The sequence below is a fragment of the Neotamlana laminarinivorans genome, assembly GCF_020523925.1.
In the GTDB taxonomy this organism is placed as follows: Bacteria; Bacteroidota; Bacteroidia; order Flavobacteriales; family Flavobacteriaceae; genus Neotamlana; species Neotamlana laminarinivorans.
This window is the reverse complement of the sequence record NZ_JAJAPW010000004.1, coordinates 135,388-151,306: the sequence shown is the minus strand read 5'-3', so window position 1 is coordinate 151,306 and position 15,919 is coordinate 135,388. Positions and strand designations below refer to the sequence as shown.

Sequence of the window (15,919 nt, the reverse complement as noted above, 5' to 3'; positions counted from 1 at the left end):
CTATTGCTGTAAGGTTAAATCGTTGTAATTTAGATGTTATGCTTCGACTGCGCTCAGCAGGACACCAACTAACAACTAACACCCCTAAAAACTCCAACCTTTATAACTGCTTGAAGCTTCAAGTTTGTTTTCTATATCATCATCTAATTCTGGAAAAAAATCTATTCCTGTTAAGGCTTCAATGTCATCAACAGAAACAACAAATTCATATAAAGGCTTTCGTGAATTTTCATGTGGTAATAAAAAAGCAATCATTTTAGTAGTGCCTGTATTGTTGTCAATTAATACTTTAAAAAATTTATTAGGCACCGATACATTTTCGCTACCAATAGTTTTCATATTACCTTGTAAAACACCTCCTGTAACAACAAAAACACCATTATATTTATTAGCCCAATAGCGTACTTTTTGCTCTAAAGTATTCCAAATTCCAGCATTAAATTCGTGCTCTTGCGGACTTATATTACTGGTTAAAAATGTTTCGTCGTGAGCCGTTTTACTATACTTTCTATCGCCTGCAGGACAAAGATGCCCGCGATCGTAACCCGAATTTTTATAATTTCTCCAATGTGCAGCCGTTGTTTTTACGGCATCATCAATTTCGAAATAAGGACGTTTAAAATTAGTATTAGTTAAATGCTCCTTTTTTAATTCGTACGCCACCCATTCTGCTTGTTCATGAGTTTCACTATACGATAACGAATATCCGCTATGATGTACTATTTGACCCGTTGTGCTTGTTGGCAGAAAATACTCGTTTGTATTTTGTTTTGCTTTAGTGCCTTCTAAAACAGTTTCAACTTTATCTTCTTCCTTTAGAAAATGTTCGTAACCATAAACACCAATAACTAAAATAATGGCTATTGCAGAATATATAGTTCTTTTATTCATTAATCCAGCACAAATTCCAATGGTTCGCCTGTTGTACCGTTAGGAAAACTTATACCTAATAAAGCAGAAATAGTTGGTGCTATATCTGGAATTACTGTTTTTTGCAATGTTTCGCCATGTTTTATTCCTTTTCCAAACAATAATAATGGTACATGGGTATCATATTTAAATCCGCTACCATGTGTAGAACCCGTTTTACTGTAAGAAATATAATTTGGGTTGGCTATTATTAGAACATCTCCAGAACGTTTTTGGCTATAACCTTTTTGCAGTAATTGCTCCATTCCTGAGTTAAAACCACTGTTGTGTATTGTAGAGGCTGCGTATACTTTGTAAACGTTTTTATAGTTTATAAGCTCATCTACAATAATCGCTTCAACTTCGGTTAAAGTTTTATTTGTAGCTTTTACAGCTTCGTGATTTAAAAATATTTGATCGTTACTAATGTTTTCAATTAAATTATCAACTCCAAAAGTATCCATTAAAAATGCTGCAAATTTAGCTTTGGTTTCTTTATTATTTAAATATCCTGCAGGAATTTGCATTTTTCGTAAGTAAGAAGGCACATCTACAGCACCATGATCTGCGGTTAAAAATACGGTATATTCTCCTTTACCTACTTCGGCATCTAATACCTTAAAAAAACGTTCTAAATCTTTATCTAAACGGATATAAGTATCTTCAACTTCTTTAGAGTTTACACCAAAATTATGCCCTACATAATCGGTACTAGAAAAACTAACGGTTAACACATCTGTAATATTATCTGTACCTAAAGCCTCTCCTTTTAATGCTGCAATAGCAAAATCTATTACAAGGCTATTACCATATGGTGTGCCTTTTAAAATATCAAAACCGCCGTTTACTTTACTAAGTTTTTTTAAATCGTATGGAAATGTAGGTGTTTCTTTACCTCTAAAACCGCCTTCAAACTCATTTAAATCGGCTCCACTTTCTGTATATGTTTCAATATTTTGTAGCGTATTCCAGTCTTTTAAATACGATTTTACAGTTTTAGATTTGTTAAATGATGTTACCCAATTAGGCAATTCATTCATGTAATAAGTGCTTGAAATAAACTTACCTTCACTTTTACCTCTAAACCAATATGCTGCATTTGCTGTATGGCCAGCAGGTAAAATTGCACCTCTGTCTTTAATAGAAATACCAATGGTTTTTCCTAGATTTTGAGTAAACAAGCGATTTTCATCAGCAAAAGTAGTTGTTTGCATTCTACGAGGAGACATTTGTCCGTCGCTAGATTCTGTTCCTACAGATTGCACAGAATCATCTTCAGCACAATACACCATTTTTTTTTCGTATTTATCGTACCAATCGTTTGCTATAATACCATGATATTTAGGTGTAGTTCCTGTAAAAACCGAAGCATGACCTGGACCTGTTTTTGTAGGTATGTAATTAAAATGATGATTCTTACAATTAAACCCTTCATTTACCATGCGTTTAAAACCATCTTCTCCAAATTTGTTATAAAAACGTGTTAAATAATCGTATCGCATTTGGTCTACAACTATACCAACAACTAATTTTGGGTTTTCGTTTGTATTTATAGTTTGCGCTTTCGCGGAAAAACAAACAATTACAGTTAAAACAGGGATAATTATTTTTCTAATCATGGTAAAAAATTTATGCTTCAAAAATACATATTTATAACATCTTAATTTAAATTTAAGGTTAAATACGCTTAAGTTTTTTTAATTTAGCAATAATATATATTTATATGACCTACCTAAAAAATATAGGAGCTTATTTTTTAATGACTGCCGAAATGTTTCGTAAACCCACTAAGTGGAGTGTTATGAAACAACTTATACTAAAAGATATAGATGATTTAATAATTGGATCGTTGGGTATAGTATCTTTTATAGCCTTTTTTGTTGGAGGCGTTGTTACTATACAAACAGCCTTAAACATTGACAGCCCTTTAATACCCAAGTACCTTGTAGGTTTTGCTACAAGACAGTCTGTTATATTAGAATTTGCACCAACATTTATATCTATAATTATGGCTGGTAAAGTGGGCTCGTTTATAACCTCTAGCATAGGAACCATGCGCGTAACAGAACAAATTGACGCATTAGAAGTTATGGGTATAAACTCTTTAAACTATTTAGTTTTTCCAAAATTTATTGCACTTTTACTTTACCCGTTTGTTATATCTATAGCCATGTTTTTAGGTATTCTGGGAGGCATGGCAGCATGTATCTATGGAGGTTATTCTACTCTAGCAGATTATGTAACGGGCATACAAACCGAATTTGAAACTTTTCATATTATTTACGCTTTTATAAAAACATTTGTGTTTGCTATTATTTTAGCTACTATCCCCTCTTATTATGGTTATTATATGAAAGGTGGCGCTTTAGAAGTTGGTAAAGCAAGTACGACCTCGTTTGTTTGGACTTCGGTTGTTATTATTTTACTAAATTATTTATTAACCGATATGATGTTAGGATAATGATAGAAGTTAAAAATTTACATAAATCGTTTGGAAATGCTCATATTTTAAAAGGCATTACAACCACTTTTGAAAAAGGTAAAACCAACCTGATTATTGGGCAAAGTGGTTCTGGTAAAACCGTTTTTTTAAAATGCTTATTAGGCCTATTTGATTACGAACAAGGAAGCATTGCTTATGATGGCAAAATTTTTTCAAAGCTATCTGAAGATGAAAAGCGTAATATTCGTGCAGAGATAGGTATGGTTTTTCAAGGAAGTGCTTTATTTGATTCTATGACGATTGCCGAAAATGTTATGTTTCCTTTAAAAATGTTTACAAAACAAAGCAAAAGCGAAATGGAAGATCGTGTAGATTTTGTTCTTAAACGGGTAAATTTAGATGATGCTCATAATAAAATGCCTAGCGAAGCCTCTGGAGGAATGCAAAAACGTGTGGCAATTGCACGTGCCATTGTAAATAAACCAAAATATTTATTTTGCGACGAACCAAACTCCGGCTTAGACCCGAGAACCTCAATTGTTATTGATAATTTAATACAAGAAATTACCGAAGAATATCAAATAACAACTGTAATTAATTCGCATGATATGAATTCTGTAATGGAAATTGGTGAAAAAATTGTGTTCTTAAAACTTGGCTTAAAAGAATGGGAAGGCTCAAAGCATACTATTTTTAAAACCGATAATACATCTGTTACAGATTTTGTTTACTCGTCTAACTTATTTAAAAAAGTTCGCCGAATGTACCTGGAAGATAACGTTTAGTATTAAATTAAATTAATTTACTCTTTTTACTTCAATTTTATTAGATTTAAGCTTTAGTTTAAGCCATTTTTCTAATTTTTCAGTATCATTTTTTCTTGAGCTTTCATTAGTTTTACTAGTCCATTTAAAAGAAAACACAGGAAGTGTATCTATTTTTTTAAAATTTGAATTAATAACATTAGAAAACGAAATCTCTTCAATATTTTCATAATTTATTTGAACTTCTTTGGCTATTGTTTCAAACGGAATATGATTTTTCTCGTAACGCTCCAAAGTTATAACTCTATCTTGTAAATATTTAATTTTATCTTGATAGGATAATAAATCTAATGAATCACGAAACCTTAATTGTTTCATGTAATTAAATTGATCTACAGTTGAGTTTTTATTTTGATTAAATATTAACTGTGTATTTTCTTCAACCAAAGCAGGGTAATCTTCTATCCTTTTTTTCAACAAGTTTATAGTACTTTCTGGTATTTCTTCAAGACCAAAAGAATTTAATTCTATTAAACCATCGGTATCGCCACCATATTTATATGTTGTATTTTTCTTGATATACTCACCGTAATCCAAAGCGGTAAGTTCTGTCTCTATAAAGCGAATAGCATCTCTATTAAAAGTACTTTCTTTATACACGCTCCAGAATGTAAACGAAGCCGGAATCATTACAACAATTGCAGTAATTGATGCTAACTGGGATATACGTTTACGTTTTTTAGAATTTGCGTATCGCAACATTGGAAAACGTAATATTTTTAATACTAAAAAGGTTGCAAGAGCTATAAAAATAGTATTAATAGTAAATAAATACATGGCTTGCCCAAAATATTCCCAATTGGCTTTTGCTAAACCATACCCTGCTGTGCATAATGGCGGCATTAAAGCTGTGGCAATAGCGACACCAAAAATAACTGAAGCAATAGTACCTTTTTTTGTTCGTGCAATAATTAAAGCCGAACCACCAAAAAAAGCAATTAAAACATCACGAATATCTGGTTTAACACGCCCTAACAGTTCGGAAGTATCTTCACTTAAAGGAAAAAATCTAAAAAACAAAAACGCCGTTAATAAACTTAAAACTATCATAATAGCTAAATTTATTAACGAGCGTCTTAATGTATCAATATCGTTTATAGCAATAGAAAGTCCGACACCTAAAATTGGCCCCATTAATGGTGAAATTAACATCGCACCAATAACTACAGCTGTTGAGTTTGCATTTAAACCAATAGAGGCTACAAAAATGGAACAAATTAAAATCCAAGCTGTTGCTCCTTTAAATGGAATATCTCCTTTTATAGCTGCAATTGTAGCATCTCTGTCGGTATCATCTCTAAAATCTAATAACTCACTAAAAAAAGTTTTTATACTTTTAAATAAACCTTGCGCATCTTTTTTTACAGCTTCTTTAGATTGCTCAACATTTTTTTCAGGTTTCACTTCATCTTCAGTGAAATTAAATTTACTTTCTTCGCTCATAAAATACTAACCGTATTGTTCTCCAAATTTATCTTTTACTTTTTGAAGAACTTTTTTAATATCCTGTTCTTTTGATTTTGGATAAATTAATAACACATCTTCTTTATCTACCACAATATAATCATTTAAACCATCTACAACTACAATTTTATTGTTTTTAGTTCTAATCATATTTCCCGATGCATCTTCCACTAAAGTTCTAGCATTAACTACTGCATTACCATTATCGTTAGCTCCCAATTTATCATATAAACTACCCCAAGTACCAAGATCGTTCCAATCGAATTCGGCTGCAATAACATAAACATTTTTTGATTTTTCCATGATGGCATAATCTACAGAAATGTTTTCTGCTAATGGGTAATTTTCTTTTATAAAAGCCTCTTCAGCTTCGGTATTATATGCCGATATTCCTGCTTCAAAATGTTTGTACAGTTCTGGTTGATTACTTTCAAAAGCTTTCACCACACTTTTAGCACTCCACATAAATATCCCAGCATTCCATAAAAAGTTTCCTTGGGCTATAAACGATTTTGCTGTTTCGTAATCTGGTTTTTCTCTAAACTGATTTACTGATTTTATATCGTTTGATGCGTCTTTATCGAACTCTATATAACCATAACCTGTATTTGGGAAAGTTGGTTGAATACCTAAGGTCATTAAGGCATCGTTATCGGCACAAAATTCGAATGCTTGTTCTACGTTTTTGGAGAATGTCGCCTCATCTTCAATCCAATGGTCACTTGGTGCAACAATCATAACCGCATCTGAATTTTCCTTTTGAATTTTTAATGAAGCATATAAAATACAAGGCGCCGTATTACGCATTGCAGGTTCTAAAACCACTTGCTTTTGTGTAACCTCTGGAAGTTGCTCTAAAACCAAATCGTTATAACGCTCGTTGGTTAAAATGTATATGTTTTCTTTTGGGATTAAATGTGAAAGTCTTTGAAATGTTTTTTGAATTAAAGTATCGCCTGTACCCAACATATCGTGAAATTGTTTTGGAAAATCCTGAGTACTCACCGGCCAAAACCTAGAGCCAACTCCACCTGCCATTAGGATGGCATAATAATTTTTGTTCATTTTAAAGTATTTTAGTTATTTTATGTTTATTTATTCTTTATTACTTCTACTTCTGCATTTGGATTGAAAAGATACAATTTTCCTGTTTCAATCTCAACACATTCGTAACGTTTAACTCGTTTTTTAAGCATTTTAAACATTTTACCATTATAAATTTTGAAAATGGTATTTGGCGCAACTTCAAATATATAAGTTTTATTATTTGGTGCATCGTATTGTTTTAATGATAAAGCTAATTTAACATCGGTATCGCTTGATGCTTTTGGATTTTTAAAATGATTTGCTAAAAGCGAAAGTAAATGATTTGGAAAAATTTCTGGGTTTAAAAAAGGCAACATTAAATGCTGAAATGTGCGTTTCCACTCCAATCCATGTGGTTTTATTTGTCTGCCGTAATTTTGAAAGGCTTCAAAATGAGCAATTTCATGAATTAAAGTGATTAAAAACCTATATTTATTTAAGTTAGAATTTATTGTAATTTGATGTTTCCCGCTAGATAAAGCCCTATAATCGCCATGTTTGGTTTTACGTTCGCCTTTTACTTTAATCACTAAATTATCATGATCTAATAACTTTAAAACTTTTGATAAAGCTTCCTCTGGTATATAATGTATTAATTTAGACTGCAATTAATTCTATGAAATTAAGTTTAGTAATTCTGCCATATTACCAAAGGTTTTTGTGGCCTTGGTTGGCAAAGCGTTTTTGTAATCGCGCTCGGTATAACCAAACACATCAAAACCGCCATTTATTGCAGCAGTTACACCAGATAAGCTATCTTCTATAACTAAACATTCGCTAGGTTTAAACCCCATAGTTTCTGCTGCCCATAAAAACACAGACGGATCGGGTTTCCATTTATTAATAGCGTAACAACTAAAAATGCGATCTTCAAAAAATGGTAATAAGCCCGTTAAACCTAAATTGAGTTTTATTTTATCTTCTGGCCCGCTAGATGCCACACAAAAAGGCAATTCTAAATTTTCTAAAACTTCTTTAATACCATTAACTGGTTTCATGCTTTGTTTAAAGGCTTCAAAACTTCGTTTTCTATACTCGTTTATAAAATTATTTATAAGTGGTTTTGTTGCTAATGTTTCTATTTTTTCAGTACAAGCTTCAATAAAACTGCCTTTAAAATGTTTAAAAGCATATTCTAAATCGATGTTAGCTCCATGTTCGTTAGCCATATCAACTAAAACTTGATTGCTAACAATTTCACTATCGACTAAAATACCATCGCAATCGAAAATTATGCATTTGTATTTACTCATAATTTTTTTTCTTTATTCAAAAAGTTCCTCCAATATTAATGAACTTTCATAAAATAAAAAATTTATCTTCGTTTATCTATACCTAGAATTATACTTTATTTATTACAAATAAAAACTTAATGTCGTACATCAAAAAATTTAATAAGCTTTTAAAAACTAAACCTGTTTTATGTTATCTTTTATTTACGTTTTGCCTTTCTCTAATAGTAAATTTTGGCATTTTAAAAACATATGCTTATCGAGACATTTACGAGTATTTTTGGACTGCTAAATACCAGGTTAATTTTGAACATGAATTTATTAAAGGCGGACGCTTTATTCTAGGCGCTATAATTAAGTTTGTTTTTGGGAGTTTAGTTCATTCTTTTTCCGATTTAAAATGGATACGGCTATTTTCCCTAATTTGTTCTGTTTTGTTCTCTACTCAACTATTTCATTTTTTTCTGAAACTCAACTTTAAAATTTACGAATCTGCTATATTTTCCTTTTTAGTACTTTCTATTCCTTCTTTTACTATTTACATGGGATGGACAGCAACATTTCAAATACCTCTTTTATTGTCTCTCTCTTTTCATGCAGGTATCCTTTTATTAAATAGCTTTACCCAAAATAAAAATTATGTTTCGAATACTATAATAGCATTAGTGTTAGTTCTATTTTGCTTGTGCATTTACCAACCTGCAGCTACTGCTTTTTTAATTCCTATTACAATATTTACAATATCAAAAAAGAAACTTCTAGTTAAGCATTGTTTTTATTTAGTTGCTTTTTTATTTACATCACTCATTGTTTACTACATAATTTTTCAATTATCTTTAAAATGGTATAACGTAATGCCCGCCGACAGAACAGCACTAAGCTTATTTAAAATCCCTTATAAATTAATATTATTTTATTTAAGAGAATTAAGAATGTTAATGTATGGTAGTGGCATATTAGTTCTTAAAAAATTAACTCTGATTATAGGTATTATAAGCTTTTTAGGCTTTTTTTATTTGCTTATAGTAAAAAAACAGCATCGTTATAAAAACTTGAAGTTTTTTCTGTTTTTTAGCTTAGTTTTGGCTTTTAGCTACACTCCTAACATTCTCTCTTCAAGTTATTACGTTTGCTCTCGAGTTATAGCCCCAGCAGCAATAATTGTATTATTTTATCAATTTTATTTTTTCAGACATCTTATATTAAAAAAGAAATTAAATAAGAAAATAGGCGTATTTATAGCTCTTTTATTTATTATTCTTTCTTCAATTAATCAGAATATATTTATCTCGAAAATTCAACAGACTGAATTTTTAGCTATAAAAGAAAGTGTTAACCAAATTTCACTGGAAAACAAAAAAGATATTGTTATAATAAAACCAAAAGACAGCTTTTTAATAAAAAACAAATTTTACAAAAACAACTATGCTGATGAATTCGGACAAGTTTCTAGTTCTAGAATTTGGGTAGCAAAGCCAATGTTTCAACAACTCTTAGCAGAGCGCAAAAATGAAACACCATTAAAACTAAATTATAAAATTTCGACAATAAATGAGGAAATAAACAAACCTGTAAAAGACAGTATTATTATCGATTTAAGATACGTTTTAAAAAATGCTTTTAAATAAAAACTCAAGTGTCTTTTTTCAGAAAAACTACTAGCTAAATCTTATAAATTTGAACACAAATTAAGGCGTAGAATTTGAAACCTGCAACAGTTTCCCGTTATAGTATTTTTGTCCTGTAAGTGCAAAATTAAAAATATAATCTGCCATTTCTTGAGCTGTTGTTGGCGCTTGGTAACCTGGAAATGCCTCTTCTAACATTTCGGTTTGTACCGCCCCCAAAGCAAGTACATTAAATGCTATACCGGAATCTTTATATTCTTCAGCAAGCAACTCGGTTAAAGTAATAACAGCGCCTTTACTTGAGCTGTAAGCAGCCAAACCAGGAAATTTTAAACTGCCTTGTACACCGCCCATAGAACTTATAGTAACCACATGGCTATTAATTTTCATAAACGGTAAAACTATGCGAGTTAATTCGGCAACCCCAAATACATTGGTTTTGTATACAGTTTCATAATCTTTCATTGTTAATTCTGAAAATGGTTTATTAACCAAAGCTCCCGCGTTATTTATTAAAACATCTACTTGTTGCCAGTATTTATTAATAAAATCTTCTACTTTTTTATAGGCTTCAACATCAGATAAATCAAACGAAAAAGCGGTTACATTTTGCAGTTTTAAATCTTGAACGGTTTTTTCATTCCGCGAAAGCGCTAAAACATGGTGTCCTGCTTTTGCGAATTGCTTAACTAATTCGAAACCAATACCTCGACTAGTTCCGGTAATAATTATATTTTTACTCATCGTTTAGTTTTATTTCTTTTGAAGGTGCATTAATCATGCCTTCAAGTGCAGGAATCATTTTATTTATAAAGTTGGTCATGTGGGTAAAGTCCATATTTTCAGCTTCATCGTCAACATGATGATAATAATCAAAATTGGTAAAATCAAACGTCGAAATGGCGTGCGCAGGCACATTAAACTCATTGAAAAACGGAAAATTATCTGAACGTTTAAATAAGTTAAACTTTTTAGCCTGCGGCAAAAATCCGACTAGAGATTCTCCAGCATAAGCGTTCAATTTATCCGCAATATTCGAGTTTTTATAGCCTGTTACATAACTTAATTTATTACCAAAAGTCCTTGGCACACCAATCATTTCAAAATTTATCATGGTGTACAAGTTTAAATTTTGTTCTTTTAAAACTTTGGCTAAATGAGCAGAACCTTTTAAACCCATTTCTTCTGCTGAATATAGGGTAAATAAAACACTGCGTTTATTGTTTTTTGCTTTTGCGAAATATTTTGCCCATTCTAAAACCGCCACAGTTCCTGAAGCATCATCGTTAGCTCCGTTAGCAATACTATCGTCATCTACAGTTTTTGCCGTTCCAATGTGATCGTAATGTGCGCCTAGAATTACAAATTCATCTTTTAATTTAGGGTCGTTTCCTTCTAAATACCCAACTATATTATAACCTGTAATATCTTTAAGCTGAAAGCTATCGCGATAGGTTTCGAAATAAGGAGATACTTTATAGTCTTTAAAAATAGATTCTATGTAAATCGCCGCCTTTTCAATACCTGGTGTTCCGGTTTGCCTTCCGTTTAACTCATTGGAAGCTAAATATGTTAAACTTGTTTTAACGGATTGTTCTTTTACTTGAAATGCTTTAGAAGTTGAACAACATAGTATAGTTAGTAAACTAAATACAGATAATATTTGTTTCATTATTTAAAATATTCTTTGTTTAAAGATAAAAAAACCTGAATCAAATTAATTGATCCAGGTTTTTATTTTATAAATTAAAAAGTACTTAATAACTACGCAATCATAGTTACTGGGTTCTCAATAAATGTTTTTAAAGTTTGTAAAAATTGGGCTCCTACTGCACCATCAACCGTTCTGTGATCGCATGCTAAGGTTAACATCATGGTATTACCCACAACTATTTGACCATCTTTTACAACTGGTTTTTGTACAATTGCTCCAACCGATAAAATTGCTGAGTTAGGTTGATTGATAATAGATGTAAAACTCTGAATACCAAACATCCCTAAGTTAGAAACTGTAAATGTACTTCCAGACATTTCATCTGGTTTAATTTTTTTGTTTCTTGCTTTTCCAGCTAAATCACGAACCGAAGAACCAATTTGAGTTAAGCTTAATGCATTTGTGTGCTTAATAACTGGTACAACTAAACCGTCGTCTACAGCTACAGCCACACCAACGTGAATATGACTATGGAATTTAGTTACGTTATCATCCCAAGTAGTATTTACTTGTGGGTGTTTTACAAGTGCCATAGCACAAGCTTTTACAACCATATCGTTAAAAGATACTTTTGTATCTGGAATAGCGTTTATTGTTTTACGAGAAGCAATAGCGTTATCCATATCTACTTCAATATTTAAGTAGAAGTGTGGTGCAGTAAATTTAGATTTACCTAACGACTTAGCAATAGCTTTACGCATTGAAGAGTTTTTAACTTCTTCTGTTTTTTCTTCTCCGGCAACAGCAAAACTAGTAACAGCAGGACTTTCTGCTACTGCAGCTGCAGGTTCGTAATTTTCTATATCGCGTTTAACTATACGTCCGTTTTCACCAGTACCTTGAACTTTAGTTAAGTTAATTCCTTTTTCTTCAGCTAATTTTTTAGCTAAAGGCGAAACAAATACACGACCGTTTTCTGTTACAGGTGTTGGTTTTGGCGCACTTGGCTTAGACTCGCTTTTTGCTGGAGCTTGTGCCGCAGCTTTTGGAGCTTCTGCCTTTGGTGCTACCTCAGTTTTTGCTGCTGTCGCAGAAAAACCTGATGCTACTCCAGAAACATCTGTTCCTGCAGGACCAATTATTGCTAATAAAGAATCTACTTTTGCCGATTCTCCTTCTTGTAAACCTATTTCTAATAAAGTACCAGATTGAAATGACTCAAATTCCATGGTTGCTTTATCAGTTTCAATTTCTGCTAAAATATCTCCTTCTTCAACTGTATCGCCAACTTTTTTCAACCAAGTTGCTACAGTTCCTTCTTCCATAGTATCACTTAAACGTGGCATAGTTACAACTATTACACCTTCAGGTAATTCTTGAGCAGGAGTTTCAGCTGCTGGTGCTTCTTCTGAATTACTTGAAGACTCTTCTGCAGGAGCCTCAGCAGGAGCACTACCTCCATTTAATAGTCCAGAAATATCTTCACCTTCATCACCTATAATTGCTAAAAGCTCATCTACTTTTGTAGTTTCACCTTCTTGCACACCTATATGAAGTAATGTTCCTTCGTTAAAAGATTCGAACTCCATTGTGGCTTTATCGGTTTCAATTTCTGCTAAAATATCTCCTTCTTCAACCTTATCACCAACTTTTTTTAACCATGTTGCCACGGTTCCTTCTTCCATAGTGTCGCTTAAACGCGGCATATTTACTACTATAGCCATTATTTATAGTTTATGTTTTATAAATGGATAATCTTCTTGTTCGTAAACAACATCATATAATTGTTGTACTTCTGGGAATGGAGATTCTTCAGCAAATTTCTCACATTCTAAAACGCGTTCTTTTACACGTTTATCTATTACTTTAATTTCCTCTTCGGTAGCATATTTCTTTTTAAGTAAAATATCTTTTACCTGTGTAATAGGATCTATTTTTTTGTATTCCTCTACTTCTTCTTTAGTTCTGTAGTGTTGTGCATCAGACATTGAGTGCCCTCTGTAACGATACGTTTTTAATTCTAAGAAAGTTGGACCACCACCTGTTCTTGCACGAGTAATAGCTTCATCAAACGCTTCGGCTACTTTTACAGGATCCATACCATCAACTGGTCCGCAAGGCATTTCGTAGCCTAATCCTAGTTTCCAAATTTCTTCGTGGTTTGCAGTTCTTTCAACAGAAGTTCCCATAGCATAACCATTGTTCTCGCAAACAAATACTACTGGTAAATTCCAAAGCATTGCTAAATTGAAACTTTCATGTAAAGAACCTTGACGTGCAGCACCATCACCAAAGCAACAAAGTGTTACACCATCTACTCCGTGGTATTTATCACCAAATGCAATACCAGCACCTAAAGGAATTTGACCTCCAACAATACCATGACCACCGTAAAAGCGGTGCTCTTTAGAAAAGATGTGCATAGAACCACCCATTCCTTTAGAAGTTCCTGTAGCTTTACCGTATAACTCTGCCATTACACGCTTAGGGTCTACTCCCATGCCTATAGGCTGTACGTGATTACGGTAAGCTGTTATCATTTTGTCTTTGGTTAAATCCATGGCATGTAAAGCTCCTGCTAATACTGCCTCTTGACCATTATACAAGTGAAGAAATCCTCTAACTTTTTGTTGAATATATACTGCAGCAAGTTTATCTTCAAACTTTCTCCAGAATAACATGTCTTCATACCATTTAAGGTAAACCTCTTTTGTGACTTTTTGCATTTAATTCAATTTATAAAGTAAAATACTGCTTGTTATTAAATTAAAACAAGCTGGTAACAAAAGTAACACTTTAGTTATTAATGAAAAAACCGAAAATCGTAATTTTTTACTTCATTTTGTTATAATGCTTCTTTATTAAACATTAAAGGCAATAAATTTTCTAAAGAATTAGATTTTGCAACCTTTCCTGAAGCCCCCATAAAATAAATTTTTATTGGTGATTCTTGTTTGATTTCGTATTCTGCTATGGCTTGTCTACAAGCTCCACATGGTGGAATTGGCTCTGTAGTTTCTTTAAGTTGTGATCCTGCTGATATAGCCATTTCAACTATTTTTACATCTGGATATTTTGAGCCTGCATAATAAATTGCGGTTCGTTCTGCACATAATCCAGATGGATAAGAGGCGTTCTCTTGGTTATTCCCTGTTATTATTTCACCATTTTCTAGTAATAATGCTGCTCCAACATGAAATTGAGAGTAAGGAGCATAGGCTTTTTGCCTTGCTTCGATAGCTTTTTGCATTAATTCTTGAGAGGGCTTGGGGAGTTTATCTAAATTTTCGAAAACAAATAATTTAGATTCTATTACTATTTCCTTCATACTCAAATTTAACTATATATGTTGACATAAAAAAACTACTGCCAAAGACAATAGTTTTTATTTACTTTATAAATATTTTATTGATTAATACTCTAAATAAGCACCCTCTCCAATATTAAAGGTTAAAGAAAAACGCAAAGTACCTTCTAAAGGACTTTGTACTTTTGATGCAGAGAACAAATACGATAAATCGATATTTACAACATTTGCCTTAAAACCAGCACCTAATGCTAAAAACTTCCTTGCTCCTTTTTCCTCGGCTTCATTAAAGTAACCTGCTCTAAAAGCAAAAGAATCTTGATATTGATATTCTGCACCTAATGCCCAAGTGAACTCTTTTAACTCTTCACTAAAACCGCCAGGTGCATCACCGAAAGATTGAAAAATCCCTGATAAAAATCCTACATCGTCGGATTGACCTGCGTAAATAACATTATCTGTTTGACTTATTAGGGTATCTTCATCTTCTTCATAAGTACCATTACCGTTTACATCTTCAAAAACATATTCTGTTCCTAATTGTGGAGGTGTTGGCACTAAAAGCTTTGTAACTTCGGCTGTTACTGCAATTTTGTTATAATCATCGAAAATAAAATCGAAACCACCACCTAAACGCAACGTTGTTGGCTGGAAGTTTTCTTCACCGCCTTCATCATATTTAAATTTTGGTCCAATATTTTGAATAGCAAATCCACCTCGCCAACGTCCATTAAAATCGTTGTACGCTTGTTCTTCACCTTGATAAAACCCAGAGATATCTACACCAAATGTATTTGCAGGACTTATATCGCCATCTACACCTTGAATTCTTAAATCTGAACGTAAATAGCGCATGGCTACAGACATTGCAAATTCGTCTGACAAACGTAATGCATAAGAGGCATCAAGAGAAAATTCATTTGGTTTTTGTTGCCTTGGTGTATCGTCTGGCCCATCAACAAATTCTATTTCGCCTAAAGAAAAATATCTTAAACTAGCTGCAAATGCACTACGCTCATCTAATCTATTAAAATATGTAACCGATCCTAAAAAGATATCGTTTACTAATTTACTCAAATAAGGTGTATAACTTACACCTACGCCTGATTGAGTTTCTGAAAATGCATATTTTGATGAATTCCATTGTTGAGAATAAGCATCTACACTTGTTGCCACACCCATATCGGCTAATCCAGCTGCGCGAGCATCTGAAGCGATGGATAAAAATGGGATTCCTGTTGTAATTACACGGCTATCATTATCATTAGGAACTACAACTGTTGTTTCCTGAGCCAAAACACTAGATTTAAGCGCAATAATAAAAATGAAGGTGATTAGTATTTTATTCTTCATAAACGTAGGTTTAGTTAAC

15 protein-coding genes are annotated in these 15,919 nt (G+C 32.4%); 3 read left to right on the top strand and 12 right to left on the bottom strand.

All coding sequences use genetic code 11. From position 1 onward, the window contains the following. Positions 1-84 precede the first annotated feature (84 nt). On the bottom strand, positions 85-891 hold the full coding sequence (locus LG649_RS10055) for a DNA/RNA non-specific endonuclease (protein ID WP_226543702.1): 807 nt from the start codon (positions 889-891) through the stop codon (positions 85-87). Beyond that, positions 891-2,528: an alkaline phosphatase PafA gene (pafA, locus tag LG649_RS10050; RefSeq protein ID WP_226543701.1), complete on the bottom strand. Its 1,638-nt coding sequence runs from the start codon at positions 2,526-2,528 to the stop codon at positions 891-893. The genes LG649_RS10055 and pafA overlap by 1 nt, the downstream gene beginning before the upstream one ends. Before the next feature lie 104 nt (positions 2,529-2,632). Here pafA and LG649_RS10045 point away from each other — a divergent pair, with 104 nt between their 5' ends. Both LG649_RS10045 and LG649_RS10040 read left to right on the top strand, forming a co-directional pair. Beyond that, entirely contained in the window at positions 2,633-3,370 is a 738-nt protein-coding gene (locus LG649_RS10045; protein WP_226543700.1) for an MlaE family ABC transporter permease, read from the top strand. Beyond that, on the top strand, positions 3,370-4,137 hold the full coding sequence (locus LG649_RS10040; protein ID WP_226543699.1) for an ABC transporter ATP-binding protein: 768 nt from the start codon (positions 3,370-3,372) through the stop codon (positions 4,135-4,137). Before LG649_RS10045 ends, LG649_RS10040 begins: the two co-directional genes overlap by 1 nt. A 12-nt stretch (positions 4,138-4,149) precedes the next feature. On the opposite strand, the gene LG649_RS10035 is transcribed toward LG649_RS10040, so the two are convergent. The 4 genes from LG649_RS10035 to LG649_RS10020 are packed head-to-tail and all read right to left on the bottom strand — an operon-like array spanning position 4,150 to position 7,979. Next, positions 4,150-5,619: a DUF389 domain-containing protein gene (locus LG649_RS10035; protein ID WP_226543698.1), complete on the bottom strand. Its 1,470-nt coding sequence runs from the start codon at positions 5,617-5,619 to the stop codon at positions 4,150-4,152. A 6-nt stretch (positions 5,620-5,625) separates the two neighbouring features. Next, positions 5,626-6,705: a mannose-1-phosphate guanylyltransferase gene (locus LG649_RS10030; RefSeq protein WP_226543697.1), complete on the bottom strand. Its 1,080-nt coding sequence runs from the start codon at positions 6,703-6,705 to the stop codon at positions 5,626-5,628. Between the two features lie 26 nt (positions 6,706-6,731). Then, the gene (locus tag LG649_RS10025; RefSeq protein ID WP_226543696.1) at positions 6,732-7,334 is read right to left on the bottom strand and encodes a SprT-like domain-containing protein; all 603 of its coding nucleotides are present in this window, start codon (positions 7,332-7,334) and stop codon (positions 6,732-6,734) included. Between the two features lie 6 nt (positions 7,335-7,340). Beyond that, positions 7,341-7,979 (bottom strand): HAD family hydrolase, encoded by a 639-nt coding sequence (locus LG649_RS10020; protein ID WP_226543695.1) that lies wholly within the window; start codon positions 7,977-7,979, stop codon positions 7,341-7,343. A gap of 521 nt (positions 7,980-8,500) precedes the next feature. Between LG649_RS10020 and LG649_RS10015 the strand changes: the two genes are divergently transcribed. Then, complete coding sequence (locus tag LG649_RS10015) at positions 8,501-9,586, top strand: glucosyltransferase domain-containing protein (RefSeq protein ID WP_226543694.1); 1,086 nt, start codon at positions 8,501-8,503, stop codon at positions 9,584-9,586. Between the two features lie 60 nt (positions 9,587-9,646). Here LG649_RS10015 and LG649_RS10010 read toward each other — a convergent pair whose 3' ends face one another. From LG649_RS10010 to porV, 6 genes are all read right to left on the bottom strand, one after another. Beyond that, positions 9,647-10,330 (bottom strand): SDR family NAD(P)-dependent oxidoreductase, encoded by a 684-nt coding sequence (locus tag LG649_RS10010; protein WP_226543693.1) that lies wholly within the window; start codon positions 10,328-10,330, stop codon positions 9,647-9,649. Further along, the gene (locus LG649_RS10005) at positions 10,323-11,258 is read right to left on the bottom strand and encodes a M20/M25/M40 family metallo-hydrolase (RefSeq protein ID WP_226543692.1); all 936 of its coding nucleotides are present in this window, start codon (positions 11,256-11,258) and stop codon (positions 10,323-10,325) included. Before LG649_RS10005 ends, LG649_RS10010 begins: the two co-directional genes overlap by 8 nt. 92 nt (positions 11,259-11,350) lie before the next feature. Next, a complete protein-coding gene (locus tag LG649_RS10000; protein WP_226543691.1) occupies positions 11,351-12,964 on the bottom strand; it encodes a pyruvate dehydrogenase complex dihydrolipoamide acetyltransferase in 1,614 nt (537 codons plus the stop codon). 3 nt (positions 12,965-12,967) lie between these two features. Next, positions 12,968-13,966: a pyruvate dehydrogenase (acetyl-transferring) E1 component subunit alpha gene (gene pdhA / locus LG649_RS09995; protein ID WP_226543690.1), complete on the bottom strand. Its 999-nt coding sequence runs from the start codon at positions 13,964-13,966 to the stop codon at positions 12,968-12,970. A 119-nt stretch (positions 13,967-14,085) separates the two neighbouring features. After that, a complete protein-coding gene (gene cdd / locus LG649_RS09990; RefSeq protein ID WP_226543689.1) occupies positions 14,086-14,568 on the bottom strand; it encodes a cytidine deaminase in 483 nt (160 codons plus the stop codon). An 84-nt stretch (positions 14,569-14,652) separates the two neighbouring features. Next, the gene (porV, locus tag LG649_RS09985) at positions 14,653-15,900 is read right to left on the bottom strand and encodes a type IX secretion system outer membrane channel protein PorV (RefSeq protein WP_226543688.1); all 1,248 of its coding nucleotides are present in this window, start codon (positions 15,898-15,900) and stop codon (positions 14,653-14,655) included. Positions 15,901-15,919: the final 19 nt, after the last annotated feature.